Origin of the sequence: Streptomyces xantholiticus (assembly GCF_014651015.1) — a bacterium.
Taxonomy (GTDB): Bacteria; Actinomycetota; Actinomycetes; order Streptomycetales; family Streptomycetaceae; genus Streptomyces; species Streptomyces xantholiticus.
The window spans coordinates 108,258-133,512 of the sequence record NZ_BMWB01000015.1; the positions used below are offsets into that span (position 1 = coordinate 108,258).

At 71.2% G+C, this 25,255-nt stretch carries 24 protein-coding genes and 3 pseudogenes; 8 read left to right on the plus strand and 19 right to left on the minus strand.

The window, feature by feature from the left end; genetic code table 11:
* Positions 1-265: 265 nt before the first annotated feature.
* Both IE198_RS21755 and mshA read right to left on the minus strand, forming a co-directional pair.
* A complete protein-coding gene (locus IE198_RS21755) occupies positions 266-766 on the minus strand; it encodes a type III secretion system chaperone family protein (protein WP_189889136.1) in 501 nt (166 codons plus the stop codon).
* A gap of 14 nt (positions 767-780) precedes the next feature.
* Positions 781-2,121, minus strand: coding sequence for a D-inositol-3-phosphate glycosyltransferase (mshA, locus tag IE198_RS21760; RefSeq protein ID WP_189889138.1), 1,341 nt, complete (start codon positions 2,119-2,121; stop codon positions 781-783).
* Between the two features lie 218 nt (positions 2,122-2,339).
* Between mshA and IE198_RS21765 the strand changes: the two genes are divergently transcribed.
* From IE198_RS21765 to IE198_RS21775, 3 genes are all read left to right on the plus strand, one after another.
* Positions 2,340-3,125, plus strand: a complete 786-nt coding sequence (locus IE198_RS21765; RefSeq protein ID WP_189889140.1) for a class I SAM-dependent methyltransferase — start codon at positions 2,340-2,342, stop codon at positions 3,123-3,125.
* Between the two features lie 302 nt (positions 3,126-3,427).
* Positions 3,428-4,516: a C40 family peptidase gene (locus IE198_RS21770; protein WP_189889142.1), complete on the plus strand. Its 1,089-nt coding sequence runs from the start codon at positions 3,428-3,430 to the stop codon at positions 4,514-4,516.
* 265 nt (positions 4,517-4,781) lie between these two features.
* Positions 4,782-6,020: a PP2C family protein-serine/threonine phosphatase gene (locus tag IE198_RS21775; protein WP_189889144.1), complete on the plus strand. Its 1,239-nt coding sequence runs from the start codon at positions 4,782-4,784 to the stop codon at positions 6,018-6,020.
* 22 nt (positions 6,021-6,042) lie between these two features.
* Here IE198_RS21775 and IE198_RS21780 read toward each other — a convergent pair whose 3' ends face one another.
* The 3 genes from IE198_RS21780 to IE198_RS21790 all read right to left on the minus strand — a co-directional run bounded on the left by IE198_RS21780 (position 6,043) and on the right by IE198_RS21790 (position 7,606).
* Positions 6,043-6,387, minus strand: coding sequence for a DUF2516 family protein (locus IE198_RS21780; RefSeq protein ID WP_189889145.1), 345 nt, complete (start codon positions 6,385-6,387; stop codon positions 6,043-6,045).
* Positions 6,388-6,508: 121 nt separating this feature from the next.
* A complete protein-coding gene (locus tag IE198_RS21785) occupies positions 6,509-7,123 on the minus strand; it encodes a hypothetical protein (protein WP_189889147.1) in 615 nt (204 codons plus the stop codon).
* 30 nt (positions 7,124-7,153) lie between these two features.
* A complete protein-coding gene (locus IE198_RS21790) occupies positions 7,154-7,606 on the minus strand; it encodes a helix-turn-helix domain-containing protein (protein ID WP_189889149.1) in 453 nt (150 codons plus the stop codon).
* A 280-nt stretch (positions 7,607-7,886) separates the two neighbouring features.
* On the opposite strand from IE198_RS21790, the gene IE198_RS21795 reads away from it, so the two are divergent.
* Both IE198_RS21795 and IE198_RS21800 read left to right on the plus strand, forming a co-directional pair.
* The gene (locus tag IE198_RS21795; protein ID WP_229834220.1) at positions 7,887-8,270 is read left to right on the plus strand and encodes a hypothetical protein; all 384 of its coding nucleotides are present in this window, start codon (positions 7,887-7,889) and stop codon (positions 8,268-8,270) included.
* Positions 8,171-8,426, plus strand: a pseudogene (locus IE198_RS21800) (helix-turn-helix transcriptional regulator); the annotation flags it as partial. The gene IE198_RS21795 and the pseudogene IE198_RS21800, both read left to right, overlap by 100 nt.
* A gap of 76 nt (positions 8,427-8,502) precedes the next feature.
* Here the strand turns inward: IE198_RS21800 and IE198_RS35445 are convergent.
* Together IE198_RS35445 and IE198_RS21805 are read right to left on the minus strand one after the other, a co-directional pair.
* A pseudogene (locus tag IE198_RS35445) lies at positions 8,503-8,710 on the minus strand (telomere-protecting terminal protein Tpg); the annotation flags it as partial.
* A gap of 78 nt (positions 8,711-8,788) precedes the next feature.
* The gene (locus IE198_RS21805; RefSeq protein WP_189889151.1) at positions 8,789-11,434 is read right to left on the minus strand and encodes a helix-turn-helix transcriptional regulator; all 2,646 of its coding nucleotides are present in this window, start codon (positions 11,432-11,434) and stop codon (positions 8,789-8,791) included.
* A gap of 417 nt (positions 11,435-11,851) precedes the next feature.
* On the opposite strand from IE198_RS21805, the pseudogene IE198_RS21810 reads away from it, so the two are divergent.
* A pseudogene (locus IE198_RS21810) lies at positions 11,852-12,161 on the plus strand (aminoglycoside phosphotransferase family protein); the annotation flags it as partial.
* 54 nt (positions 12,162-12,215) lie between these two features.
* Here IE198_RS21810 and IE198_RS21815 read toward each other — a convergent pair.
* From IE198_RS21815 to IE198_RS21850, 8 genes are all read right to left on the minus strand, one after another.
* Positions 12,216-12,728: a hypothetical protein gene (locus IE198_RS21815; protein WP_189889153.1), complete on the minus strand. Its 513-nt coding sequence runs from the start codon at positions 12,726-12,728 to the stop codon at positions 12,216-12,218.
* Between the two features lie 4 nt (positions 12,729-12,732).
* Positions 12,733-13,602 (minus strand): aldo/keto reductase, encoded by an 870-nt coding sequence (locus IE198_RS21820; protein WP_229834218.1) that lies wholly within the window; start codon positions 13,600-13,602, stop codon positions 12,733-12,735.
* Positions 13,502-15,670, minus strand: coding sequence for a HelD family protein (locus IE198_RS21825; protein ID WP_229834202.1), 2,169 nt, complete (start codon positions 15,668-15,670; stop codon positions 13,502-13,504). Before IE198_RS21825 ends, IE198_RS21820 begins: the two co-directional genes overlap by 101 nt.
* Before the next feature lie 43 nt (positions 15,671-15,713).
* Positions 15,714-16,340, minus strand: coding sequence for a TetR/AcrR family transcriptional regulator (locus tag IE198_RS21830; RefSeq protein WP_189889157.1), 627 nt, complete (start codon positions 16,338-16,340; stop codon positions 15,714-15,716).
* The gene (locus IE198_RS21835; protein WP_189889291.1) at positions 16,337-17,155 is read right to left on the minus strand and encodes a TetR/AcrR family transcriptional regulator; all 819 of its coding nucleotides are present in this window, start codon (positions 17,153-17,155) and stop codon (positions 16,337-16,339) included. The genes IE198_RS21830 and IE198_RS21835 overlap by 4 nt, the downstream gene beginning before the upstream one ends.
* A 176-nt stretch (positions 17,156-17,331) precedes the next feature.
* On the minus strand, positions 17,332-18,408 hold the full coding sequence (locus IE198_RS21840) for a phosphotransferase (RefSeq protein ID WP_189889159.1): 1,077 nt from the start codon (positions 18,406-18,408) through the stop codon (positions 17,332-17,334).
* Between the two features lie 116 nt (positions 18,409-18,524).
* Complete coding sequence (locus IE198_RS21845; RefSeq protein ID WP_229834203.1) at positions 18,525-19,247, minus strand: HAD family hydrolase; 723 nt, start codon at positions 19,245-19,247, stop codon at positions 18,525-18,527.
* Positions 19,248-19,249: 2 nt separating this feature from the next.
* On the minus strand, positions 19,250-20,143 hold the full coding sequence (locus IE198_RS21850; protein ID WP_229834204.1) for a GntR family transcriptional regulator: 894 nt from the start codon (positions 20,141-20,143) through the stop codon (positions 19,250-19,252).
* Positions 20,144-20,400: 257 nt separating this feature from the next.
* Between IE198_RS21850 and IE198_RS21855 the strand changes: the two genes are divergently transcribed.
* Entirely contained in the window at positions 20,401-20,568 is a 168-nt protein-coding gene (locus tag IE198_RS21855) for a hypothetical protein (RefSeq protein WP_189889165.1), read from the plus strand.
* 84 nt (positions 20,569-20,652) lie between these two features.
* Here IE198_RS21855 and IE198_RS21860 read toward each other — a convergent pair whose 3' ends face one another.
* The 3 genes from IE198_RS21860 to IE198_RS21870 form a co-directional block, all read right to left on the minus strand.
* Positions 20,653-21,897 (minus strand): GNAT family N-acetyltransferase, encoded by a 1,245-nt coding sequence (locus tag IE198_RS21860; RefSeq protein ID WP_189889167.1) that lies wholly within the window; start codon positions 21,895-21,897, stop codon positions 20,653-20,655.
* A gap of 77 nt (positions 21,898-21,974) precedes the next feature.
* Positions 21,975-22,955: an asparaginase gene (locus tag IE198_RS21865; protein WP_189889169.1), complete on the minus strand. Its 981-nt coding sequence runs from the start codon at positions 22,953-22,955 to the stop codon at positions 21,975-21,977.
* Between the two features lie 53 nt (positions 22,956-23,008).
* The gene (locus tag IE198_RS21870) at positions 23,009-23,656 is read right to left on the minus strand and encodes an RsiG family protein (RefSeq protein ID WP_189889171.1); all 648 of its coding nucleotides are present in this window, start codon (positions 23,654-23,656) and stop codon (positions 23,009-23,011) included.
* A 170-nt stretch (positions 23,657-23,826) separates the two neighbouring features.
* Between IE198_RS21870 and dtd the strand changes: the two genes are divergently transcribed.
* On the plus strand, positions 23,827-24,264 hold the full coding sequence (dtd, locus tag IE198_RS21875; protein ID WP_189889173.1) for a D-aminoacyl-tRNA deacylase: 438 nt from the start codon (positions 23,827-23,829) through the stop codon (positions 24,262-24,264).
* A gap of 17 nt (positions 24,265-24,281) precedes the next feature.
* Here dtd and ygfZ read toward each other — a convergent pair whose 3' ends face one another.
* On the minus strand, positions 24,282-25,253 hold the full coding sequence (gene ygfZ, locus IE198_RS21880; protein WP_189889175.1) for a CAF17-like 4Fe-4S cluster assembly/insertion protein YgfZ: 972 nt from the start codon (positions 25,251-25,253) through the stop codon (positions 24,282-24,284).
* Positions 25,254-25,255 lie beyond the last annotated feature (2 nt).

Sequence of the window (25,255 nt, forward strand, 5' to 3'; positions counted from 1 at the left end):
CGGCCCGCGTCCCCGGGTGCCGCAGCGCGCAGAGGAAGGCGAGGGCGAGCGCGACGGCAATCCCGTAGAAGACCCACTGGTTGGTCTCCGCGAAGTCCAGGCGGATCGCGTCCATGAAGTCGCGCATGGTCTGCGCCGCGTCGGTGGAGGCCGGGCCATGCGGCCGCCCCACTGGGAGGCGATCGGCCGGATGTGCGGGCCGGACCACCGGTCGGATCACCGGCTCAGCGATGCTTCGAGGAGGTGACCTCCCGCGTCGGCCGGGTCAGTTCGCGGGCCGCTGGGTCAGGTGCTTGAACGCGTCCAGGTTGCGGGTGGATTCGCCGCGCGACACCCGCCACGCGTACTCCCGGCGGATCGCGCTCGCGAATCCGAGCTCCAGCAGCGTGTTGAAGGAGCCGTCCGCCGCCTCGAGGATCGTGCCGAGCAGCCGGTCGAGTTCCTCGGGCGTGACCACGGACAGCGGGAGTTTGCCCACGAGATAGATGTCGCCGAGGGAGTCGATCGCGTAACTCACGCCGTACAGCCTGAGGTTGCGCTCCAGCAGCCAGCGGTGGACGGCCGCGTCGTTCTCGTCGGGGTGGCGGATGACGAAGGCGTTGACGGAGAGCGAGTGCTTGCCGACCAGGAACGAGCAGGTCGTCGACAGCTTACGGGTGCCCGGGAGTTTGACGACGTAGGAACCGGTGTCAGGGCTCTCCCACTCGAGGTCCGCATCCTTGAAGCTCTGCTCGATGACCCGTGTCGCCTGCTGCTCTTCCGCCATGGGGCGAGCGTACGTCAGAGGTGCGCGCCGCGAGTGCGCCGGCGGTGCTCGTACATGGCTGCCTGGTAGACGTCCGCCGTCGCCGACGCCGCCGTGTCCCAGCCGAACGACTGCGCGTGCCGGGCCGCTGCCGCGCCCATCCGGTCCGTCATGGACGGGTCCCGTACGAAGCTGCCCAGCACGTCCGCGTAGTGCGCGGGGTCGTGGCCGGGCACCAGGAAGCCGGTGCGCTCGTCGCGGACGGCGACGGGGAGGCCGCCGACCGCGGCCGCGATCACCGGCGTGCCCGCCGCCTGCGCCTCTATGGCGACGAGTCCGAAGGACTCGCTGTACGAGGGCATCACCAGCACCGAGGCCGCACGGAACCAGTCCGCGAGCCGCTCCTGGCCGACCGGCGGACGGAAGTGGACGACGTCCGCGATGCCGAGCCTGGCCGCCAGCTTCTGCAGCCCCTCCGGCTTGGCGAGTCCGCTGCCGCTGGGGCCGCCGACGACGGGGACGAAGACGCGCCGACGCAGGGACGGGTCGCGTTCCAGCAGGGTGGCGACGGCACGCAGCAGGATGTCGGGGGCCTTCAGTGGCTGTATGCGGCCCGCGAAGAGGGGGATGAACGCGTCCTGCGGCAGTCCGAGACGGGCGCGGGCCGCGGCCCGGCCGTCCGCGGGGCGGAAGAGGTCCAGGTTCACGCCGGGGTGGACGACGGCGACCTTGGCCGGGTCCGCGTCGTAGAAGCGGGCGAGTTCGTCGGCCTCCTCCGCGGTGTTGGCGATCAGCCGGTCCGCGGCGTTCACGATCTGGGTCTCGCCGATCACGCGCGTGGCCGGCTCCGGGGTGTCGCCCTCGGCCAGTGCGGCGTTCTTCACCTTGGCCATGGTGTGCATGGCGTGCACGAGCGGGACGCCCCACCGTTCGGCGGCGAGCCAGCCGACGTGGCCGGAGAGCCAGTAGTGCGAGTGCACGAGGTCGTAGTGACCGGGTCGGCGGGCGGCCCATGCCTGCATCACCCCGTGGGTGAAGGCGCACAGCTGGGGCGGCAGGTCCTCCTTGGCCAGGCCCTCGTACGGTCCGGCGTCGACATGGCGCACGAGCACACCGGGAGCGAGTTCCACAACGGGCGGCAGCCCACCGGTGGTCGCCCGGGTGAAGATCTCGACCTCGACGTTGATGGCGGCGAGACGCCTGGCGAGTTCGACGATGTAGACGTTCATGCCTCCCGCGTCGCCGGTCCCCGGCTGGTGCAGGGGCGAGGTGTGGACGCTGAGCATGGCGACCCTGCGCGGCTTGCGGTGGCCGCCGGGGAAGCGGATACGCGGGGCCATCCGGCTGCTGCCGAGGCGGGACACGTACTGGCTCACGGCGGCGGTCCTCTCGCTGCGGGCACGACCATGTGCGGGGCAAGCGGTCCCGCACAGCCTCACAACAGCGGAGGGGCGAATTCCATTTCCGGCCGCGGCCATTTTACCGAATCATTACCCTTCGTGACCGCCGCGCTCCCTTGCGCACCTTCCTGCTCGCGTCCCGAGCAGCGGGCCGGATCCGCCCGGCGCCGGTCCGACCGCATACCCTCGCTGCCATGAACCGCCCCGTCGGCACCGCGACCCGCGGGACGACCAACCCCAACCGACTGCGCCGCATGGACCGCTGGATCGCCCACGCGCACGGCCCCGCGCTGCGCCGCTCCGACCCGGCGCCCGTCGCCGTCGACCTCGGGTACGGGGCGGCCCCGTGGACCGCGGTGGAACTGCTGCGGCGGCTGCGCACAGCGGATCCGCGGTGCGAAGTCGTCGGCATCGAGATCGCCCCGGCCCGGGTCGCCGCCGCCGAGCCGTACGAGCGCGAGGGGCTCACCTTCCGTCACGGCGGCTTCGAGGTGCCGACGGCGGAGCGGCCGGCGCTCATCCGGGCGGCCAATGTGCTGCGCCAGTACGACGAGGACGAGGTCGCCGCCGTGTGGGCCCGGCTGTGCGACCGGCTCGCTCCCGGCGGACTGCTGGTGGAGGGGACGTGTGACGAGATCGGGCGGCGGCATGTGTGGGTGGCGCTCGGTCCGGAGGGGCCGAGGACGGTGACGTTCGCAACCCGGCTCGGCTCGCTGGAGCGCCCCTCCGACCTCGCCGAGCGGCTGCCCAAGGCACTCATCCACCGCAATGTGCCGGGCGAGCCGGTGCACGCCTTCCTCCGGGACTTCGACCGGGCGTGGGCGGCGGCGGCGCCGTACGCCTCGCTGGGGGCGCGGCAGCGCTGGATCAAGGCCGTGGCGGATCTGGCGGGCGCGTGGCCGCTGACGGACGACCGGAGGCGGTGGCGGCAGGGCGAGGTCACCGTGGAGTGGGCGGCCCTCGCACCGAGTCGGGGGTGACCGCCCGCCTCGCGTGCCGCCGGTCCCCGCGTCGGCCCCGCCGCACCACGATCGGGTGAACGGCCCGAACAGGGGAACGCCCAGGGCACCTTGCTCGTCAGTGGAGTGGAGGAGATCGGCGGGCGCGTTGCGGGGTGGGGTGATCTACGGGGGTGATTTGCGTGCTGAACTGCCGATCGACCCTGTCGATTTCGCGTGCGTCATGACACCATCACGACGTCACCCACAAGTTACTGACGGTTAATCACATTCGGTTGCTGCGCAGGCACCCGGATTCCAGGCGTTCGTCCGAAGGGGGAGTCGTGAACCGACGCCGCTGTGCCACTGCCGCGATCACCTTGGTCTGCGCTCTGACGCTGCTGACGTCACCCGGGCAGGCCTTCGCGGCCCCCGAGCCGGCCCCGACGACCCCGGCGTCCGTCACCAGGCCGGGCGCGCCCGCACCGCCCGCGCCGAACCGGTCCCTCGAAGAGGTCCGGCTGCAGATCGCCGCCCTCTACCGCAAGGCGGCCTCCGCGACCGACGCGTACAACCTCGCGGAGGAGCAGACCCAGAAGCAGTCGGCCGAAATCGTGAAGCTGGCACAGGAAATGGCCAAGGGCCAGGCCAGGATCGAAGAACTGAAGAACCGAGCGGGCGCCGCCGCCCGGGCGCAGTACCGCGGGGGCGGCCTGCCGCCGGAGGCGCAGTTGGCGCTCGTCGACGACCCCCAGCTCTTCCTCGACGGCGTCGGCCGCATACAGCAGGGACACAAGGCCACCAAGGACCTCATCACCGAACTGACCCGGACCCAGGCAGATCTGGCGAACTACACCCAGGACGCCAGCGCCCAGTGGGAGCGGCTCGAGGCCAACCGCGCCAAGAAGGAGAAGGCCAAGAAGGAGATCAAGGAGAAGATCGCCGCGGCCAAGAAGCTCGAGGACCGGCTCGAGAAGGAGGAGCTGGCGCGACTGCGGCAGTTGGAGCAGCAGGCGCAGTACCAGGCACAGGCGGCCTGGCTGGGTTCGGGCATACTGAAGGGCCTCAGCGGCACCGCGAGCGAACAGGGCCGCCATGCCGTCCAGTTCGCCACGCAGCAGCTCGGCAAGCCGTACGTGTGGGGCGCCGAGGGCCCGGACTCCTACGACTGCTCGGGGCTCACGTCACAGGCCTGGGCAGCGGCGGGGCGGGGAATCCCCCGCACCTCACAGGAGCAGTGGCGACTGCTGGCCCGGATCGACATCAAGGACATGCGGCCCGGCGACCTGATCATCTACCACTCGGACGCCAGCCACGTGGGCATGTACATCGGCAACGGCGCGATAATCCACGCGCCGCGACCGGGCAGGAACGTGACCGTCGCGGGCGCCGGCTCCATGTCCATCCTCGGGGTCGTACGCCCCGACAAGTGACATTTGCCACCGGAGGCGGGGCCGTCGGCGGGCGGGCCCGCCTCTGAGTGATGCACGCCACGCTGCGACCGGGGCGAAACGGACAGGCCGGGTGATGTACGTCATGGGTCTGCGGGCAACTACGCCCCCATGCGCGGCATATGCCAACGGCTCTTCGCTGATCGCCATTCCGTTCGGCGGCCCCGTACCGCTATGGTCCCGGTCTGGTGGGACGTCGATCGTCGCCCTGCCGCGCCCTCGGGGGGAGGGAAGGAACAGCAACGACATGCCCGTACCCGTACCGCGACAGAGGAACGTCCCCGTCGCGGAGACCGCCCCCGGTGGAGCCGGCGGCGACCTGACGCTTCTGGTCGTCGAGGACGACCCCGCGGGCACCCTCAGCGTCCCCGACCTGCTGGACGGCTCCGGCACCCGCGTCCGGATCCGCACCGCCCGGAACCTCACCGAGGCCGAGCGGCTGCTCACGGACGACGTGCACTGCGTGATCGTCGACCTCGCACTGCCCGGACGCGCACAGGACGACGCCCTCGGTGCGCTCAAGCACGTCCTGCGCCTGGCACCGCGGCACGCCGTGCTGGCGCTGACCGCGTCCGGCGACGCAGAGCTGGCGGCCGAGGCGGTGCGGGTCGGTGCCCAGGACCACCTCGTGCGCGATGAGCTCGACGGCCGGCTGCTGACCCGCGCCGTGCGGTACGCGGTGGAGCGCAAGCGGGCCGACACCGCCCAGGTGAAGCTCGCCGAGTCCCGGCTGCGCGCCCAGGAGAACGCCCGGCTCGAGCGCGGCCTGCTGCCCACTCCCCTGCTGGAGGGCTCGGACCTGCGCTTCGCGGCGCGCTACCGCCCCGGTCGCTCCCGCGCGCTGCTCGGCGGCGACTTCTACGACACCGTGCGCACTCCGGACGGCACCGTCCACGCCATGATCGGCGACGTCTGCGGCCACGGCCCCGACGAGGCCGCGCTGGGTGTGGAACTGCGCATCGCCTGGCGGGCGTTGACGTTCGCCGGACTGTGCGGGGACGACCTGCTCTCCACGCTCCAGCAGGTGCTGGAACACGAGCGGGAGAGCGAGGAGATCTTCGCGACGCTCTGCACGGTCGACATAGCGCCCGACGGGCGGCGGGCCGGACTGTGCCTGGCGGGCCACCCCACCCCGCTGATCGCCCGGCACGGCCGTGCGGCCCAGCTGCTCCCCTACGACGACGGCGGCCCGGCGCTCGGCCTGCTGCCGCGCGCCCGCTGGCCGCGCCGACAGGTGGAGCTGGGCGGCTCCTGGAGCCTGATGATGTACACGGACGGGCTCATCGAGGGCCGCAAGGGACCCGACACCAAGCAGCGGCTCGGTCAGGACGACATGGTCGCGATGATCAACCGCCAGCTGTCGGCCGGCCTTGAGGGCGAGGCACTGCTGGAGGCCGCGGTCGGTGAGGTGCGCGAACTCAACGGTGGCGACCTGACGGACGACGTGGCGGTGCTGCTGCTCAGCCGGAACGGCACCGGCCGCTGACCGGCCCGATCACCAGGCGCTGCTACCGGCCGCCGTTGTAGGGGCCGTAGGGCCCGTCGCTGCTGGACCCGCCACGGCGCCTGCCGCCTCCCGACACCTGCTGCAGGGCGGGGCGTACGTCGACGAAGAACACGATCGAGGCGATCAGTCCGGCGATCTGCAGGAACAGCATCGAGATGAACGGAATCAGGTTCACGGCGACCGCGACACCGAGGATGATCAGCCAGAACGGCTTGGTCTTCTTGTCGGCGGCCCGGTAGGCGTCCTCACGGGCCATGGCGGCCATGACGAAAGCGACCACGGACGTCACCAGGAAGATCAGGGTGACGATCATCCCGAGCCCGAAGTCGAAACGTTCAGCCAGCATCCTCAGCACCGCCTACTCAGTGGTTGGTGTCGCCTGCCTCGCGGCAAAGGTACCTCCGAGGGGCACCAGGACGCGATGAACGGACCGGACGCCGCGTCACCGCGGCGCCCGGGCATCGTTTTCACTCAGCGGTCGACGTGCTCTTCTTGGCGGCCGGCTTGCGTGCCGTGGTGGTCCTGCGCGGCGGCGCCGGCTTCTTGGCCTCTGCGTTCTTCGGCTCCGTGGCGGGCGTCGCCGTCGAGCGCTCCGTCGCCGTGTCCTTCGTCGCCGTGTTCTTCGCCGGCTCCGGCTCGACGGCGACGGCGATCTCGGTGATCTCCTCCGCGGCCTCGCCGCGCCACGCCCTTACGGTCTGCTCGCCGTGCTCGGCGACCTTCTCGTACGTCTCACGGGCCTTGACGGCGTACTCGGCGGCCACGCCGACCCCGCGCAGCGCGAGGTCCTGAGCGCTCTCGCCGAGCTTCCTCAGGTCCGTGTCGAAGTTCCCGACGACCTCGGCGACCTTGGCCTGCACGGTCGCCTGCGCCTCCTTGACCTGCGTGGTCACCTTCTCCTGCACGACCTTGGGGTCGGTGTTGCGCACGGCGTCGATACGGGCCGGTGCCTCGGCGGCCAGCTGTTCGATCAGCGCCGGCACCTTCCTGGCCTGCTGGACGGCGAGGTCGGCGGTGCCTGCCGCGAAGTAGAGGGGGGTCGGGTCGGTGAGGGTCTTGCGCAGGTCATCGGTGATGGCCATGACTGTGGTCCTCCCGGAACGCAGATCAGATCAGTTTGTTTTCGGTCCGGCATCGCCCGGCTCGTCGGCCGTGCGGGGGCCGTCAGCGGCGGTGTCCTGTGCGGTGCCCTTCGACGCGTCCGCGGCACCGGCGGTCTCGAGCCCGTTCTCCTTGCGGAAGGACTCGTAGATCTGCAGAAGCACCTGCTTCTGCCGCTCGTTTATGGAGGGGTCGGCAAGGATGACGGCACGCGTCTCCAGCTCGTCCCGCTCCTGCTCGTCGAGGATTCCGGCCCGCACGTACAGCGTCTCCGCGGAGATTCTCAGGGCCTTGGCGACCTGCTGGAGGACCTCCGCGCTCGGCTTGCGCAGCCCGCGCTCGATCTGGCTCAGATACGGATTGGACACCCCGGCGGCGTCGGCGAGCTGCCGCAGCGACAGCTGCGCGTTGCGCCGCTGCTCGCGGAGGTAGTCACCGAGATTGCCGACGTTGAGCGATGCCATGTGTCGATGATGCCCAAAGAGCGCTAACTTTTGCAAGCAGCTGCTTGCAAAAGTGTTCCGCGCAACACCCGCCCGGTCTACGCCCTCGCCTCGGCACCCACCTTTTGTGGGTACTTGGCTCGACAGCCGGGCGACCCTGGTTGACCAGTCTCGCTGAACGTGAGCCAGTCTCGGTCCATCTGGACCATCCGGTGGCACGTCTCAGTCAAGCTTGGCCATCTGCCGATCTGTCTCGCTCTACGGTCGTCGTGCCAGATCAACGCCGAATGGGGGGTGTCTGGTGGAAGCCGAGGAATTCCGGCTGGAGTACATCGACCAGTGCGGTGAGTTGCACGGGGGTCCGCTGGAGGTGATGTGGCCGACGCGTTTCGAGGCCGCCGGGCAGGTGCGGACCTTCCCTTCGTACCGCGGGCAGCGCAACTTCTCCGGCTGGTACTGGGCTGCTACCGGTGGCGAGCTGGTGGGTGACGAGTCGTGGGTGGAGCTTGGTCAGCTGATGCGACTGGACTCCGATCCGAACACAGCGGCGATGGCGTCACAGCCGTTCCGGCTGTCGTGGCGGTCATCACCCTGGAAGAGGCCGCGCGCCTGGTCCACGCCCACCCCACGCATCTCGTCCGTGCTTTCACCGCCGCCTTCGGCATCGCAACCCATCAGTACGTGACCCCGCCGCGTCGACCTGGCCCGCCGTCTGCTCCTCGACGGACGGCCGCCGGGCGAGGTAGCGGCCGCCGTCGGCTTCTACGACCAGTCCCACCTCACGCGGCACTTCAAGCGGGTCGTGGGCATCACGCCGGGCCGGTACGCCCGTACCGGGGCGTCAGTTGAGCGTGGGCCGCCGCGCTTGATGCCGCACTGCTCTGCAGCGGGAGGAGCCCATCAACGGCCCGCACAGCCTCCATGCACGCGGCGAGCTCTGGCCGGGGCTTCTTGGTCTGGTCCTTCACGTACCGCTCCACGGTGCGCTGGGAGACCCCGAGCAGGCCGGCGACCGATCGGGTCCTTGAGTTGTTTGACCAGGTACCGCACCTGCGCGGGCGCGGACTTCGGGATCGAGCGCGCGAACGCTCCTTGTACCGCCTTGTCGAGGCTGTCACTGAGCAACACCGGCCCCCGCGTGCGGCCCTTCGGTTTGGGACCAGGATGGTCCGGTGAGGGGGTCCCGTCGGGAGCCCCGGGGCCTCACTCCCGTCTCAATGCGTCGGACAGCTCGCGGCGGGTGGTGATGCCCAGTTTGGTGAAGACCCGGCGCAGATGGTTGTCCACCGTGCGCACGGAGAGCGTCAGCCGGTTGGCTATCTCCTTGCTGGACAGCCCGGACGCGGCGAGAAGCGCGATCTCCGATTCCCTCCTTGTCAGAGGCGTGGGCGCGGAGGTGAGCGCCAGCAGCGGGGTGACGGCACCCTGGCAGTGCCGGGTCAGCCGGCTCGCCCGTGCCTCCGCCGCCGTGGCCGCCCGCGCCGAGCCGCTGCCGCGAAGAATTCCGGCCGCGTCGGCCGCTGCCTCGGCCGCCACCAGGTGGGCCCCGATGGCGTGCAGCCGCTCGGCTGCCGCGAGCAGCGCTTCGGCGTCTCGCGCGGCCATGGCGGCGACCAGGCCGGCCCGCGCACCGGCAAAGGCCCCGTCGCAGCCGGCGGCCAGCTCGGCGAGGCGTTCACGGACCTGCCGGGCGCCGCCGAGCCGCGCAGCCTCGGTCAGCAGGAGCATTTCCGAGCTGCTGTATTCGGCGGCGCGGGCCCGGGCGGCGGCCTGGAACAGGACCTCACGGCCGGCCACCAGGTCACCCTTGGCGGCCAGCAGCCAGGCGCGTCCCAGGGCGTCCTCCCCGGCCATGAACGGAAACTCCGGATAACTGTCGAAATCCGTGTGGACGCACTCCGCGGTCTCCGTGTCGCCGGTGAGGGCGGCCGCGGCCGCCAGTCCGGACGCGGCGAGCCGCAGCAGGATCAAGACGTTCTGCTGACGGGCGACGGCGAACGCCTCGGCGTACCAGCGCCGGGAGTCCGCCGCCCGTCCGGCCAGCCAGTGGATGCGCCCGAGACCCCACGCGAGCCAGGCGGCAGGCTGGGTCGCCCCCGCCTCGACCGCGCTCACGTGGCCGCTCTCCGCGGCGCGGCGGGCGTTCTCCAGATCACCGGCTGCCGCATACGCCAGGGACAGGGCGGACAGCGACGCCGAAGGGTGCTGGATGACGACGCGTGTGCTGGCGCGCACATGCTCCTCGTAGGCGACGTGCCCCAGCTCGATGGCCTCGGCCGTGCGGCCGGTGGACCCGAGCCCGAGCACCTTCATCCCGAGCCCGTAGGTGCGCGCCCGGTCGTCCGGTACGGCCTCCCCTCCCCGCAGGAGGCGAAGCCCGGCCTGCGGCTGTCCGCCGAGGACGTGGATCGCTCCCTGGTCGATGTCCAGGGCGGCGAGCAGGCGAGGGTCGCTGATGTCGGCGCGCCCTTCGGCATGGGCCTTGAGCGCCTCCTCGGCCCTTCCCGCGCCCCACAGTAGATTCTGTGTGCGCTCCAGGGTGATGATCAGCCGCTCCTCGTCGGTGCGGGCCAGGGCGTAGGCGTGCGAGAGCACCTGCTCGGCCTCGCCAAGGCGGCCCACCTGGTAAAGGGCCTCTCCTTCGAGGATCCGGGTGCTGACCGACCGGTGTGTGTCGGGCAGCGCTTGCAGAAGCGTCAGTACCTGCTCGTAGTCGTGTCCGTGGCGGGCGAGCCCGGCCGCCAGGGTGATCAGCTCGGGGTCCGCGGCCCCGGTCGCCACGAGTTGCCAGGACGCCGTGCGCAGGGCGTCCTCTCGTCGGCGCGACCCCCGGGACTCCAGCTTCTCCAGAAGACCGCGCAGCAGGCTGCGACGCGCGACGACGGGAAGCTGTGCGCTGATGACCTCGCCGTACAGGGGGTGCGCGAGCGTCACGCTGGTGCGCCGGCCGTCCGCCTGGACGTGGATCAGGTCGGCTGCTTCCAGCTCGGCCACCGTGGCGGGAGGCACCTGGGCGGTGAGGTCGCTCACACTGAGCGGCTCGGCGAGCGCGAGCAGTTGGAGAGCGTGGCGGCCGGCCGCATCGACGGTCGCGAGCCTGTTCTCGATCCGCTCCGCGAGCCATCGTGTGCCGGTCGGTGGACCCGACAGCCGCCACAGCTCGCCATGGCAGGCCAGATCCCCCCGCTCCAGCGCGCCGAGCACCAGTTCCCTCAGGAAGAGCAGATTGCCGTTGCTCGCCCGGTGCAGCTCAAGGCTCGACCGGCGCTCGACACTGCCGCCGAGGACGGAGGAGAGCACGGCCTCGCTCTCGGTGGGCTGAAGCACCGTCAGGTCGATTCTTCGGATCCGGTCGCACTGGTCCAGGGCCCGTACCGCGTCGACGGCCACATGGCCCGATCGGACAGTGGCCACGAGGAACATCACCCCCGCGGTCAGCAGTTGTGTCACCAACACCACCGAGGCCGCGTCAAGATGGTGGAGGTCGTCGACGAGCATGACGAAGCGGCCGCGCCCCCCGGTTTCGAAGGCCTTGACCGCTGTCCGGAAGGCAGCGGGAGGATCCGACAGGTCAAGACCCGGGGGCAGCAGGTGCCCGACCGCGCCCAGGGGAATCCTGGCCGCCGCCGCGGTGGCCATCGTCCTGCCGCCCCGGAAGCCGCCTGCAACCAGTTCCTCCCAGAACCGTTCGGCCAGACGGCTCTTCCCCACGCCCGCGTCCCCATAGATGATCACTCCGTGGCAGCCGGGATCGTGCCACGCGTCACGGAGCATGGCCGTCTGGGCCTCACGCCCCACGAAGGGCCACCGCCCATGCGACACGTCGGGGCGGGGGGTGCGAACAGACATGGAACCCTCCGGGATGTGCGCCCTGACGGCCGGCACTCACGCCGGGTCACGGCGGCCCGCTCCCTCGATGGGCAGCACCTGGCTGTCACGCCAGCCGGCGGGCGGCTTCCGCAGAGTGGGGACCGACCGTGAAAGCAAGCCGTCGGACAGACCCTACAGACCAGGACCTGTCAGCCGAAACCGCATTGCGCTCCCGTCTCGGGCTGCCCGCAGATCACATCTGCCTTCCGTAGCCCCTGACCAGCTCCCATGTGGCGGGGTGCCCTTCCTCAATTCCATCCGGTGGTCATCCGGGATCCGGTGGTGTTCGGATATCGGCGACCGGTGGCGGCGTCCGCGAGTGGAAACCCGGGGGCGCGGCCAGGCCGGTGCCGCGGTAGGAATTCGACGAAGGGCCGCTCACCGACGGGTCTGGTGTGGACATGGGCCTCGTGGGGCGCGGCCGACCTCGACGTGGCGCACTGCTCGACCGCGCTCGCCCTGCTGCACGGCCCGGACGAAGGCATGCGCTTCGCGGACCGGTACGCCGCCGAGGGCGGCCGGCTGTCGCTCGACCCGGCCGACCACCTCTACTGGCGCATGCTCGACGCGCTCGCCTTCGCCCCGGACGCGGAGAAGGTCGCCGTTCCCTGGCGGGAGTCGGGCCGTACCGACCTGACCGACCGCCCCGCTGCTCACCCACCGCCTCGAGGACTACCTCGAGGCCCTGCTCCACCGCTACGGCTGAGGCTCCCGGACGGGCGGGAGTCCTTCGCGCCCCGCCCGGCGGCTCACCGGGCGGTCACCACTTGAACAGCACTCCGCGCCATGTCCATCCCCCGCCGAGGACCGCGTTCCGCAGAGGGTTCTTCATGTCCCGCGAGTCGAAGTGGAACGTCTCGACCTTGTGACGGCGGCCGTCGGCGCCTTTCTCGTACGTCCACTCCCTGTGGACCGTGGTCGCCGGCCCACGGCCGTAAGTGCGCGACGTGGTCAGCCCGGGCGGATCCCCGATCCGCGTCACCTCCCACTGCTCGTCGAGGGTCCGCACCTCGTGCTTGTCAGGGACCAGGCGCATCCGGGTCCTGATGGTCCGCTCCACCTGCTTACGGGCGAAGGAGACGCCCGTGGCAGGCTCCAGGAGCCGCCACTCCGCCACCAGGTCGGCCTTCTCCTTCGGAAGGGCGTTGCGCACCCGGTACGGCACGTCCGGCCCGTTGAGCGCGAGCAGAGCGGTCCGGAGCTCCGCGGCGGCAAGCGGTGCGACTCCGGCCTCGGGGTGTCTGGTGCCGGTCAGTCGGCGGAAGAGGCCCATCGGTTCAACCCACGGCCCCGGTCCGGGCCAGCAGGGTCATCTCGTCGTCCGAGAGCCGCAGGGCGCCGGCCGCCACGTTCTCTGCCAGGTGGTCCGGGTTGCCTGTGCCCGGGATCGCCAGGACGTGCGGGCCGCGCTGCAGTGTCCAGGCGAGCCGGATCTGCGCGGGGCTCACGCCGTGGGCGCGGGCGACGGTGGTGACCTCTTCGCTGTCCGTGGCGCTCGCGCCGGCTTCGCGGCCCGCGCCCGCGATGGCGAAGAACGGCACGAAGGCCACGCCCTGTTCACCGCAGGCGTCCAGGAACGCGTTGTGCTCCGGCGAGGCACCCACCCCGAACGGGTTCTGCACGCACACCACCGGCGCGATGGCCCGGGCCTCCGCCAGTTGCTTCGGCCTCACGTGCGACACGCCCAGGTGCCGGACGAGCCCGGCGTCCCTCAGTTCGGCGAGCGCCCCGAAGTGCTCGGCGAGGGAGTCGTTCTCCTTGCTGCGCGGCATGCGCAGGTTCACCACGTCCAGATGGTCGCGGCCGAGCTGTCGCAGGTTCTCCTCGACCTGCCCCCTCAGTTGCTCCGGCCTGGCCCACCACCACTCCCCCGACGGGTCTCGGCCCGGCCAGACCTTGGTGGTGATGACGAGGTCGTCCGGGTACGGCGCGAGGGCCCGGTTGATCAGCTCGTTCGCGGAGCGCGTCGAAGAGAAGTAGAACGCCGCGGTGTCGATGTGGTTCACGCCGAGGTCGACCGCCCGGCGCAGCACCGCGATCGCCCGGTCACGGTCGCTCGGACTGCCGTCCGCCTTCTCCGTCAGCCGCATCGCGCCGAACCCGATCCGGTTGACCGCCAGGTCCCCCAGCCGCCAACTCCCGGCCACAGCCGCGTCGATCGTCTGCGAAGTCATCCCAGGAGTCTGACACGCGCCCCGCCGGCGCATCGGCCGGCGGCGCTCGGAAGCCCTGCAGCTGCGGCGGCAGGGGGCGGCTGTGGAGGACGTCGAGGCGGGACACGGCGCGGGTGAGCACCACGTACAGGCGATGCAGTCCGCGCACCTCCGCCTCGGCGATCGCCGTGGGTTCGGCAACGACGACATGGTCGTACTCGAGGCCCTTGGCGAGGGCCGCCGGCAGGACGGTGACCCGGTCAGGGAGCCCGCCCGGCAGGCCGAGCCGCAGGGCGGCGCGCAGGCGGTCCGTGTCCTGGGCCGTCGCCATGACGGCGATCGAGCCTTCGCGCTCCAAGGCCTCGCGGACCGCCTCGACCGTGGCGGAGGCGATGTTCTCGACCCGGCGCACCGTCAACTCGCCGTCATGGCGGAGCGACCGGGCGGCCGGCACGTCGACACCGAGCGCATCGACGAGACGGTCGGCGTACTCGATGACGGCCGCCGGCACGCGAAAGCCGGTGGTCAGCTGGACCACGTCGGCCCGTTCCTTTCCGAGGTGCGCGAGTTGCTCTCGCCAGTGGCGGGCGGCCCAGGGCGTGGTTCCCTGCGCGAGGTCGCCCAGCACGGTGAGGGAGCCGAAGCCCGCCCGGCGCGCGATGACGCGGCACTGCATGGGGGACAGGTCCTGAGCCTCGTCCACGACGATGTGGCCGTAGCCCTCGGGGCGTTCGATCAGTCCGGCAAGCTCGTCGAGGAGTACGAGATCGGCCGCCGACCACTTCGCGGAGCGGTACGAACGCGGGGGCCGGTCCCATCGGACCGCCTCCCGCTCGCCCGGAGCGAGCAGCGGGTCACGGGGATCCGTGAGCAGTTGAGCCAGCACCTCCTCCGGCTGCGTCCTCGGCCAGACGGCGTCCACGAACCCACCGATCGCGCGCGACCTGCCGATCCGCCGCACCCATGCGTTGCCCATGGGCCCGGCACGTCGCTCCGCCTGCAGTTGAACGGCCCGTACGGCGCGGCTGCGGACCCGTTCGCGGCCGACTGCATACCCAGGCGTTTCCTCGCGCACCTCCGCGACGATCCTCTCGAGTTCGTCGACCGGTATCCGCCAGCGGTACGACCCATCGGGAACGGTGACCGGTTCGGTCGGCGGCGCCACCCGGGCGTAGAGCGCGCGGCGCAGAACCGCCGCCATACGGATGTCGTGCTTGACCACCGCCGCGGCCTCCAAGTCGTGCGCGCGGACGTCGTGCCGGGCGATCTCGTCCTCGACGGTCGACTGGCGGATGTCGATCTCGCCGAGTGCCGGCAGCACCTCGGAGATGTAGGAGAGGAAGGTCCGGTTGGGTCCCACGATCAGCAGACCGCTGCGCCGCAGACGCTGCGGATACGTGTAGAGCAGATACGCGGCCCGGTGCAGTCCGACGGCGGTCTTGCCGGTGCCGGGCGCGCCCTGGACGCAGAGCGTGCGGGCCGGTTCGGCGCGTACGAGGTCGTCCTGCTCGGGCTGGATCGTTGCGGCGATGTCTCGCATCGGGCCTACGCGGGGCCGCTCGATCTCCCCGGCCACGATCGCACTCGCCCCGGCGGCCTCCCCCCGGCCCAGCCGCTCGTCCTCCAGGCTTGTGAGGTCGGCCGAGTCGCCCTTGCCGAAGGGCGCCCAGCCGAACCGTCGGCGTACCTCGACGCCCTGCGGATCCCCGGCGCTCGCCTGGTAGAAGGCACGCGAGACGGGGGCGCGCCAGTCGATGACGAGCGGCGGGTCGGCAGGGTGCCGGCTGATGCGACGGCGGCCGATGTGGTGGCTCTGGCCGTCCACCTGGTCGAGGCGGCCGAAGAACAGTGGGCCGGGCGGCTGCTCGCGCAGTTCCTTGACCTGACTGCGGAACCGGTGGCCGAGGGTTTCGGCGTCAGCGCCGGAGGCGGAGACGTCGGCGCCTGTGGCGACGCGGTGGTCAGCGGCGTCCAGCATGGCGGCCAGGGCGGCACGGCAGGTGTCGTGGAAGGCGCGTTCCTCTTCGAGGGCACGGCCGAGGGCATGGTTCGGGGACGTCATTCACCCGAGAATAACGCAACCGAGTAACATTTCTTTCCAGGTATCACGTAAGCCCGGTGTGCAACTGGGCGAATGCCAGCTCCGCCGCCGCCACCGCGTCCTGTGCGACCTTCTCCGCGCGCTCGCCCGCCTCGATCCGCCGCCAGTTCTCCTCGGCGAGGATGCGCTGCACGGCCACGATCTGCCCGGCCGCGAGCCGCGCGGCGAGCCCCGACGCCCCCGCCTCACCCAGCGCCTCCGCCAGGGCCCGCTCGGACCTGCCCTGATAGGCGTAGAGCCGCGCCACCAGACTTGGCGTCCCGTAGAGCAGGCGGTGGAAGGCGAGCACGCCCGGCTCGTCGTTCAGTCCGGTCACCGGGTCCCGTCGCGCCAGACCGTCGAGGAAGTGGCGGCGCAGCGCCTCGAGCGGCGCGACGCCGGCCGGGCGGGCCGCCACCACCCGGGCGGCCTCGTCCTCGTGGTCGGCGAATCGGTGCAGCGCCAGGTCCTCCTTGGCGGGGAAGTAGCGGAACAGCGTCGGCTTCGAGACGTCCGCGGCGGCCGCGACCTCGGCGACGGAGACGGCGTCGAAACCCCGTTCGAGGAAGAGCGCGATCGCGGCGTCGGAGATCGCCCGGTACGTGAGGCGCTTCTTGCGTTCCCGCAGCCCCGGCCCCGTCTCTCCACTCATGTCTCTTCGCCTTCCTTGCCCGCCGCCTCTTCGTCCCGGGCGCGCCTGTCGACCAGCGCCCCCACACCGTCCAGCAGGCGCTCCAGACCGAAGACGAACTCGAAGTCCTTGCCGTCCGGCTCGTACATCACCCTCGACCTCAGCACTTCGGCGAGAGCCGGGTAGCGCTCGGGGTCGGCGAAGCGTTCGAGGGTCTCGGCGTATCGGCGCATGACCACCTCGGGCGCCTCGCCGCTCGCCGCGACGGCCGCGCCCACATCCCCTACGACCAGGGCCTCGTTCCGTACGAAGCCGCCGATCAGCATGATCACGGAGATCTTCTCGGCCCCGTCGAGGCCCGTGTCCGCGAGCGCGGCGAGGCCACGGTCCCACCAGGCGACCGAGTTGGGCGTGGCGGGCGGACCGCAGACCGGGATGCGCAGCATCCACAGGTTCCGGTGGAACACCTCGCGCCGCGCCCGGGCCCAGGCAGACAGCGCCTCGCGCCAGCCGGTCCCGGGGGGCGGCGGCGCCGGCGGCAGGCCGACGGCCGCCTCCTGCATCAGGACGTAGAGCTCGTCCTTGGCGGCGACGTACCGGTAAAGGGACATCGTCGACACGCCGAGCTCCTTGGCGACCCTGCCCATGGAGACCGCCGCGAGCCCTTCGGCCGATGCGAGGGCCATGGCGGCCGCGACGATCCGCTCGACACCGATCCCCGGCTTGGGGCCCTTTCCGGGGCGCTCCCGCAGACCCCATGCCGCCTCGATGCTCGCTGGCAGCCCGGTGCGGGTGCGTGTACCGCCCGGGTCTCGCTTGCGTCCGTTGCCCGCCATCGCCTCCGCCGCCCTCTGACCGCCGACCGCGCTCCGTCGCCGCACCCTCTCGCGCCTGAGGCACATCCTAGTAATGCGTAACCCTTACGCAGTGTCGCGTATGGCATACACAGGAGGAGTGTCGTCGACATGAGCCCTCGGCACGTACCGCCGACTCGGGGTTTCGGGGGCGCTGTTCAGGTTGCGGGTCCGCTGAAACGCTCCAGGGCGGCCATGATCCTGCACACGTCCGGCGGCTCGGCCGCTCCCAGCGCCGGGCGCCCCCTGGCGAGGACCTTCTGCAGCCTGCGGGAGGTGCGGCGAAGGGCGGACCGGTCGCCGTCTCCCGGGGTGACACCGAGGGCGGCGCGGATGACGTCCGTGTAGACGGACTGGGCCCGCTTGTACCGGAGAAGATACGGAAGGTCAGCCCGCCATCCGTACGAGCCGCCCGGCCGCGCCTCCTCCACGGCGCGGTGCCAGCGCCGCGCCACGTCCGCCTCCTGCTCCGGCGGGTAGTCCATCAGGTGCAGGTGGGTGGCGAGGTCGTACAGCGGATCACCGAACATCGCCAGCTCCCAGTCGATGGTCCACAGCCGGCCGTCGCCGTCGACGATGAAGTTGTCCCGGTGCAGGTCCCCGTGCAGCAGACAGAACGGACGCCGGCTGAACGAGCGCGTCTCCTCCACCAGCCGCGCCGGCCCTTCCTCCGGCACCCCGAGCTCGGCGAACAGCCCTCCGTAGACGGGCCAGTGGACCTGGTGGACCCGATCCTGCGTGAAACGGATCAGCCGCTCGGCGAACGATCCGCAGTCCCCGTCGGCGACGTCGCCCGCCGACGGGTCCCGCGCGTGTGCCAGCAGAGCCGCCTCGGGGACCGCCGCCAGTTCACGGAACAGCCGCGCGATCTGGGCGACATGGGGCTCCGCGACGGCACTGCCCGGACCCCCGTACCAGGCGAGCGTCGAGCCTTCGATGAATCGCTGGAGGCCGATGTCGTCGACCTCGATGGTCTCCGGAACGCTCGTCACACGACCGGCCAGGGCGCGGACCAGGGCTCCCTCGGAGTCGAAGAAGCGCCGATCGAAGCGGAGGATGCCCTCCCGCGGCTCCCGGCACTTCCACCGAACCGTTTCGGCACCGCCCGCCGGATGGGGCAGCGGGAACGCATAGGTCTCGTGGTGGTACCCCTTGAGCGGACCTTCGATCAGCGACTCACCGGCGCTGAGCCGGACGGCCTGCTGCCACACTCTCGCCGAAGGCTCGGCCGTCATGCTCGCTGCCCCCGTGTGAATGCGGCCGCCTCCTCGTTCACGGACCCCCTCGGTGCGGTCCTCCTTCACAAGCAAGGCACAACCGCCGGTCTCTACGGGGCCCGGCCGTGATCGCCTCACGCGAACGGAAGGAACTCCGCCATTCCCGAAGCGACCAGCGGTACCCCCGCGTCCCTCAGTCGCTGCCTTCCCCGTTCGGAGCGGTGGTATCCGTAGAACGGCATACCCACCTCTTGGGCGGCCCGGAAGTCCGTGCCGGTGTCGCCGATCATCAGATGCCGGTCCACCGCGATGTCGTGCCGCATCGCCTCCAGCAGAGGCGCCGGATCCGGCTTCATCCGCAGCGCGTCCCGGCCCCTGCCGACGACGGGGCCCTCGAAGCAGTGACGTACCGACATCCGCGCAAGAATCCGCGTGGCCGCGTCGACATGGTTGTTGGTCGCGATGGACAGGGTCCTGCCTGCGGCATGGCACGCCTCGATGAATGCCGCGGCGCCCGGTGTGGGCGTCGCCGACTCGGCGGCCTTGCGCTCGTAGGCGTCGAGCAGATCGTGCAACTTCGCGACGGTACCGGCCCAGCCCTCGTCGCCGTTGCTCCTCCGCATCGCCGCCGCATGTCCGTGGAGCACCGCCATCGGATCGGGGCAGTCGCGCAGTTCCTCGACCAGGCGGCCGTCGCGTTCGGCGGCCTCGCACATCTCGCGGGCGATCACCGCTGCGGGCTCGCCGGCGAAGACCCGTGCGATCGGGCCGTCCAGGTCGAAGACGATGCACTGCGCCCGGGACATCATCTCCCGCATCGCGCTCGGCATCGCCGGAGAGGTCGTGACAGGTGGCACGGTCAGAATTCCGCCCTTGTGGCCTGGAGGTTCCACATCGAATCGAAGAGGTTCTGGAAGGCCCGTACGATGCCGACCTGTTCGGGTGTGGAGTCGGCAGCGGCACGGAAGGGGAAGAGGGTCGCCCCGGTGCCGTAAGCGTCGAGGATGGTCACTTCCTCACCGTCCGGAGCCAGGGTGATGGTCCCCAGTTCCGGCGGATAGAAGCCCTGCAGGGCCAGTCGGCGGTTCAGGATGTACAGCTTGAGCTGCGGCGCGAACGGCACCAGGCGCACTTCCACGGAGACCTCCTGTACCTGGCCGCGATCGCGCAGTTCATAGAGGGACTGGGTGAGCATCGAGGCATGAGCCTGGAGAATGCGTCGCAGACGGCGCCGTACGCGCGGATCGTCCCGGCCGTCCTTCAGCCGCGGGATCGCCAGATCCGGAGAGTCGGTGTCGGGAAGCATCAGCCGGGCGCGGATGCTGCGAGGCGGCTGGATGTCGCCGTCCATGATCCGCGTCTTCTGGGCGGACACCCTGGCCGCGAGGGTCTCCGTGGTCATCGAGAAGACGTCGAGGGTGACCTCGGTGGCCTCGAACGCCTCCTCCAGGTACGGCGCGAGCACGACCGGAGGGACGCGCTCCGAAACGACCGCCCAGACCTCTTCGCCGTCACCGGCACCGGTCTGCGCAGGAATGCCGCGATCGCCCCGGGTGACGAACGTTCCGCTGCCCTGCCGCGACTCGATGAGGCCTTGGTTCCTGAGAACTTCGAACGCCCTGTTCACCGTGGCCCGCGAAACGCCGAACCGCGACACCAGCTCGTTCTGAGTGGGCAACCGGTCGCCGGGTCGGCGCGTCCCGTCGTTGATCTCCTTGCGCAGGGTGTCGGCGAGCGACAGGTACCTGTGCACGTGGTCTCGCGGGACGGATCCATGACTCGTCACCCGGCAACCTTACAACTCACGTACAGCCAACGAGAGATACCCTGCGCCGAACCAGCAAGAAACAAGCAACCAGACAAGTTTGCAACCAGTCACCCTGAGGGCATCACCAATACAAGTCAACCAGTTCAATTTGCAAGGCAGTTGACTCATCGTCCGGCACAGTTGTCAGCCCTGCAGCACAACGGTGTGCGAGCCCGGCGCCCCTCCCTCGAAGGAGTGACCCCATGCCTCTGATCACCCTCCTCGCCGAGCAGTACGTGCAGCTGCGGTACGGCTTCGTGGCCGCTCTGGGGCTGGCGCTGCTCGCGGTCGGCATCAAAGCGGAGAACGCCACCTGCGCCGGTGTCGGTGGCGTTCTGCTGATCGGGCCCGCAGTCACCGCCGGCCCCTGATACGGGCATGGCCGCACCGCCGACGCTGAATCGGGCAGTCGTCCTCGGGGCTCGGCCGGTGCCGCGTCACTCACCGCGTCACCCTCAGAACACGTCCGGGCACCAAGGCCGCCGCCCCGTGCGGAACAGCGTGTCCGCCAAGGCCGCCGCGCCCGGGCGGTGCTCGTCGAGGTGACCGAGGGCCGCCAGGCGGGTTGCCGGCTCGTCGCCGAGGTAGAGCGTGGCCAGGTCCCTTACGTCCAACGTCAGGTCCGGAGACTGGGAGGAGGGCGTGCAGGTCGTGCCGGACGGGGACGCGTCGAGGCGGAAAATGCCGGCCGCGAGGGACGAGGAGTCCCGGACGTCGAGAACGAGGGTTGCGGACGTGGGGTACGTACGGGCCTCCAGCGCGGCCGGGACGTCCAGAATGCGCAGCCACAGGAAGTCCGCCTGGGTGACGACGCGCGCGGCGCGCGGGTCGGGAAGCAGATGGGGCAGCAGGTCGTCGGGGGCGCGGTGGCCGGATCGGACCGTGGTGATCCAGTCGATCGAGCAGACGAAATGCCACAGGGCGCGCTCCGCGGCCGGGGTGAGCGCGATCATGTCGCGCACCGTAGCCGTGTTCAGGGGCTGCTTGCCGTCGCCCCACTTGTCGTCCGCCTCATACGTCAGCAGCCCCTCGACCGAGCCGGACGCCGCGCGGTACACCGCGTAGAACGGCTCCGTCCACGGAAACGCGGGCATCCGCACCGCGCCCGTGTTCACCAGCCACCACCGCTCGTCGCGGTCGACCACACCGTGCTGTGCGGCTGCCAGCCGCTGGTGGAGCTCCGGGCCGAGCTTGCGTACGTCCGTGCCGTCGACCAGATCGACCCGGCCGCCGTCGTCGGGCCCCGAGCGCCGCGGGTCGAGCCCCGCGCGGGGGACGTCGACGGACCACTCGGTGGTCGTGGTGGCCGGGCCGTAGCCGTAACGCCCGTAGATCGGGTACTCGGCGGCGATCAGGGTCGAGACGCTCTCACCGCGCTCCTTGGCGTCGGCCATCTCGGCGTTCATCATCCGGCTGAGCAGACCGCGGCGGCGGTGCGTCGGGGAGACGGTGACGTTCGAGACGGCGCTCGCCGCCAGCCGGGCGCCGCCGACCGTGGAGAGCTGCTGGGGAAAGGACCGGTACGTCGCCACGCACCGGCCCTCGTCGAACGCGCCCCTGACCCGGTCGAGGTCCATGCTCGCCCGGCGCTCGGCGACCTCCTCGTCGGTGAACACCGGTGGCCGCAGGAAGCCGGTGGAGAGCGCCCTGAGCCAGTCGGGGTAATCGGACTCGGTGATCAGGCGGGTTTCGACGGTCATGCCCGACACGCTAGGCGGGCCCGCGGGCGTACCGCATCCGGATTTCGACTGCCGTGCCGCGCGGGGAAACCGGCCCTTCAGAAGGCCGCCCGGATCGAGCCCACCTCCACGCCACCGCCGAGCAGCGGCATGTGCCCGATGCGGTCGACCACGGGCGCGTCGACGCCCATCAGCCGCAGCGCCCGCGCAAGCACCGGGCCCAGCGCCCGCGTGGCGCCGTCGTCGACCTTGAACGCCAGCGCCCGGCCGTCGGCCAGGGCGACCGCCTGCACCGCCTCCGCGCCCATCTTGGAGAGCACGCCGGGCACCCCGCGCATCAGCCAGGTGTCGGGGCGGCGCGTGCCGGCGACGTACTCGGGGTGGGCGCGCATCGCGTCCGCGACACGGCGCTCGGCCGAGCCGGGCGCCGCGAGCACGAAGTGCCTGAAGGCACGGGCCAGGCCGGTCAGCGAGACGGCCATCAGCGGGGCACCGCATCCGTCGGTGCCGAGCGCGGTGACCGGTTCGCCCGCGGCCTGCTCGACCACCGTGCGGACGAGTTGCTGGAGCGGGTGGGCCGGGTCCAGGTAGTTCGTACGGTCCCAGCCGTTCACGGCACAGGCCGCGAGCATCGCCGCGTGCTTGCCGGAGCAGTTCATGGCGACCTTGTCGCGTACGTGCCCGGTGGCGAGGTACGTCTCGGCTGCCACCGGGTCCAGCGGCAGGTCCGGCGGGCTCCGCAGCTCGTCCGCCGTGAGCCCGTGCCCGGCGAGCATCCTGCGTACGAGATCGAGGTGGAAATCCTCGCCGGAGTGGCTGGCCGCGGCGAGCGCCAGCCGCTCGCCGTCGAGGTCGAGGCCGGCGCGCAGCACGGCCGCGGCCTGCATCGGCTTGTTGGACGAGCGCGGGAAGACGGGCAGCGACGGGTCGCCGAGCGCCAGCTCCACGCTGCCGTCGGCCGCGAGGACGACGAGCGATCCCCTGTGGTGCCCCTCCACGAAGCCGGAACGGACCACCTCGGCCAGAACCGGCGGCGCCGACGGTACGGCGGTGGCGCTGGAGGAGGACGAGGAGGACATCGGCGGCCTTCCGGGCAGGGGACCCGCGCCCGGAAGGATCGCCTCGGCGAACCTCAGTTCAGCAGGTCGTCTACTTGCGCTTCGCCTTCACGGTACCTGCGGGCGATCTCGGCACTGCAGTCGTCGGCGGTCCGCTGGAGCAGCCTGCGGCGGTGCGAGACCTGCTCCTCGTAGCCGAGCAGCCTGCCCATCGCCGACCGCAGCTCTTCGTCCGTACGGGCCTCGAGGTCGGAGAGGCCGACCTCGTCGAGCATCTCGGACGCGAGCCGCCGGTACTCCTCGCCACGGGGCGTGGAGAGCGTGACGTGGCGCGCCGAGGACCCTCTTCGGGAGGGCGCGTCGGCGAGGAACAGCCGATCGCCGACGAGCCGGTCGACCACGGGCGTGCCGGCCGCCCCCGGGTCGCTGCGGCGGCCCAGCTCGGCCCGCAGGATGTCGACCCGGCCCTGCACCAGCCGCCGCACATAGCTCAGGTCGGCCTCGTCGCGCTGCGAGTCGCGGCGCAGTGTGCGCAGCTCGGGCAGGCGCAGGGCGGTGAGATCGTGCTGCAGGTGCTCGGGCAGGCGCAGGGCGGTGAGATCGTGCTGCGGGTGCTCGGGCAGCTCCGCCCCGCGCTGCCGTGGCGGGCGGGCCGTCCCGACGCCCTGCGGCAGCCGGATAGGTACGGGACCGAGCGACTGCTCGGCGCCAGAAGTGGTCATGTGCGTATGTCCGTCCCCTCGACCGGTGCATCAGGTCTCCCCGGGCCCGAAGGACCGAGAGGTTTGCACCGCCTTGGTGCATGGTGCCACTCCGATACGTCCCGTCGCAGGCGCTCTGCACCCGTTCGGCCCTGAATGGCGGCCGGACGGCCCCCGATAGATTGCTCTCCATGCGAGCTGTGGTACAGAGGGTGGACGGCGCGAGCGTCGTGGTGGCCGGTGAGTCGGGACCGGAGACCGTCGGTGAGATCGCCGGCGAGGGGCTGTGCGTGCTGGTGGGGGTCACCCACGAGGACACCAGGGAGAAGGCGGCCCAACTGGCCAGAAAGCTGTGGTCGGTTCGTATGCTCGAGAACGAGAAGTCCTGCTCGGACGTGGACGCGCCCCTGCTGGTGATCTCGCAGTTCACCCTCTACGGGGACGCCCGCAAGGGCCGCCGCCCCACCTGGAACGCCGCCGCGCCCGGCCCGGTGGCCGAGCCGCTCGTCGACGAGGTGGTGGCACAGCTGCGGGCGCTCGGCGCGCAGGTGGAGACGGGCCGGTTCGGGGCGAGGATGCGGGTCTCGCTCACGAACAACGGCCCGTTCACCGTGGTGATCGAGGTCTGAGGGCAGAGCCGCCGGCCCTACGGCTCGACGACCGTCTCCTGGGCGGCCGCCGTGTTCCCGGCCCGCAGCTCCGCGTCCACCGGCACATTGCGCTTCACCAGCGCGAGCGCGATCGGCCCGAGCTCGTAGTGCCGGGCGGACGTCGTGACGAAGCCGAGCTGGCGGCCCTCCTCGCCCTCGGAGGCGAGGCGGACGGGGGTCCCCGGCGCGGGCAGGTGAACCTCGCTGCCGTCCAGATGCAGGAAGACCAGTCGGCGCGGCGGTTTCCCCAGGTTGTGGACGCGCGCGACGGTCTCCTGACCGCGGTAGCAGCCCTTCTGCAGATGCACCGCGCTGCCGACCCAGCCCAGCTCGTGGGGGATGGTGCGGTGATCGGTCTCGAAGCCGAGCCGCGGCCGGTGGTTCTCCACCCGCAGCGCCTCGTACGCGAGGACCCCGGCGGCCGGGCCGGCCCGCTCCGCGAACGACTCGAGGTCGGCGCGCGGCAGGAACAGGTCGCGGCCGTGCGCGGTCTCCCGTACGACGACGCCGTCCGGCACCTCGGCGATGGACCCGGCCGGCAGATGGACGACGGCGAAGTCGTCGGTACGGTCGGCGACGTCGGCCTTGTAGAAGAACTTCATCGACTCCAGGTAGCCGATGAGCGCCTCGCGCGTGTCCGGTTCGACGTGCGCCCACACCGTCTCACCGTCGTCGACGAGATACAGGACGTGCTCGATGTGACCGTGCGCGGACAGGATCAGCGCCTCGGTGGCCTGCCCGGCGGGCAGCTCGCTCACGTGCTGGGTGAGCAGCAGATGCAGCCAGCTCAGCCGTTCCTCGCCGGTGACGGTGACGACGCCGCGGTGCGACAGGTCGACGAAGCCCTTGCCGTCGGCGAGGGCTCGCTGCTCACGGAACAGGTCGCCGTAGTGCGCGGCGACCCCTTCGTCGCGTCCCTCGGCGGGGACCGCACCGGGCAGGGACAACAGAGGGCTGGTCGGTGACATGG

Excerpts from the sequence above, each read along its gene's own strand:
- IE198_RS21755 (WP_189889136.1), bottom strand. The coding sequence starts at position 766 with ATGGCGGAAGAGCAGCAGGCGACACGGGTCATCGAGCAGAGCTTCAAG.
- IE198_RS21765 (WP_189889140.1), top strand. The coding sequence starts at position 2,340 with ATGAACCGCCCCGTCGGCACCGCGACCCGCGGGACGACCAACCCCAAC.
- IE198_RS21775 (WP_189889144.1), top strand. The coding sequence starts at position 4,782 with ATGCCCGTACCCGTACCGCGACAGAGGAACGTCCCCGTCGCGGAGACC.
- IE198_RS21780 (WP_189889145.1), bottom strand. The coding sequence starts at position 6,387 with ATGCTGGCTGAACGTTTCGACTTCGGGCTCGGGATGATCGTCACCCTG.
- IE198_RS21785 (WP_189889147.1), bottom strand. The coding sequence starts at position 7,123 with ATGGCCATCACCGATGACCTGCGCAAGACCCTCACCGACCCGACCCCC.
- IE198_RS21790 (WP_189889149.1), bottom strand. The coding sequence starts at position 7,606 with ATGGCATCGCTCAACGTCGGCAATCTCGGTGACTACCTCCGCGAGCAG.
- IE198_RS21805 (WP_189889151.1), bottom strand. The coding sequence starts at position 11,434 with ATGTCTGTTCGCACCCCCCGCCCCGACGTGTCGCATGGGCGGTGGCCC.
- IE198_RS21815 (WP_189889153.1), bottom strand. The coding sequence starts at position 12,728 with ATGGGCCTCTTCCGCCGACTGACCGGCACCAGACACCCCGAGGCCGGA.
- IE198_RS21825 (WP_229834202.1), bottom strand. The coding sequence starts at position 15,670 with ATGACGTCCCCGAACCATGCCCTCGGCCGTGCCCTCGAAGAGGAACGC.
- IE198_RS21830 (WP_189889157.1), bottom strand. The coding sequence starts at position 16,340 with ATGAGTGGAGAGACGGGGCCGGGGCTGCGGGAACGCAAGAAGCGCCTC.
- IE198_RS21835 (WP_189889291.1), bottom strand. The coding sequence starts at position 17,155 with ATGGCGGGCAACGGACGCAAGCGAGACCCGGGCGGTACACGCACCCGC.
- IE198_RS21840 (WP_189889159.1), bottom strand. The coding sequence starts at position 18,408 with ATGACGGCCGAGCCTTCGGCGAGAGTGTGGCAGCAGGCCGTCCGGCTC.
- IE198_RS21855 (WP_189889165.1), top strand. The coding sequence starts at position 20,401 with ATGCCTCTGATCACCCTCCTCGCCGAGCAGTACGTGCAGCTGCGGTAC.
- IE198_RS21860 (WP_189889167.1), bottom strand. The coding sequence starts at position 21,897 with ATGACCGTCGAAACCCGCCTGATCACCGAGTCCGATTACCCCGACTGG.
- IE198_RS21865 (WP_189889169.1), bottom strand. The coding sequence starts at position 22,955 with ATGTCCTCCTCGTCCTCCTCCAGCGCCACCGCCGTACCGTCGGCGCCG.
- IE198_RS21870 (WP_189889171.1), bottom strand. The coding sequence starts at position 23,656 with ATGACCACTTCTGGCGCCGAGCAGTCGCTCGGTCCCGTACCTATCCGG.
- dtd (WP_189889173.1), top strand. The coding sequence starts at position 23,827 with ATGCGAGCTGTGGTACAGAGGGTGGACGGCGCGAGCGTCGTGGTGGCC.
- ygfZ (WP_189889175.1), bottom strand. The coding sequence starts at position 25,253 with ATGTCACCGACCAGCCCTCTGTTGTCCCTGCCCGGTGCGGTCCCCGCC.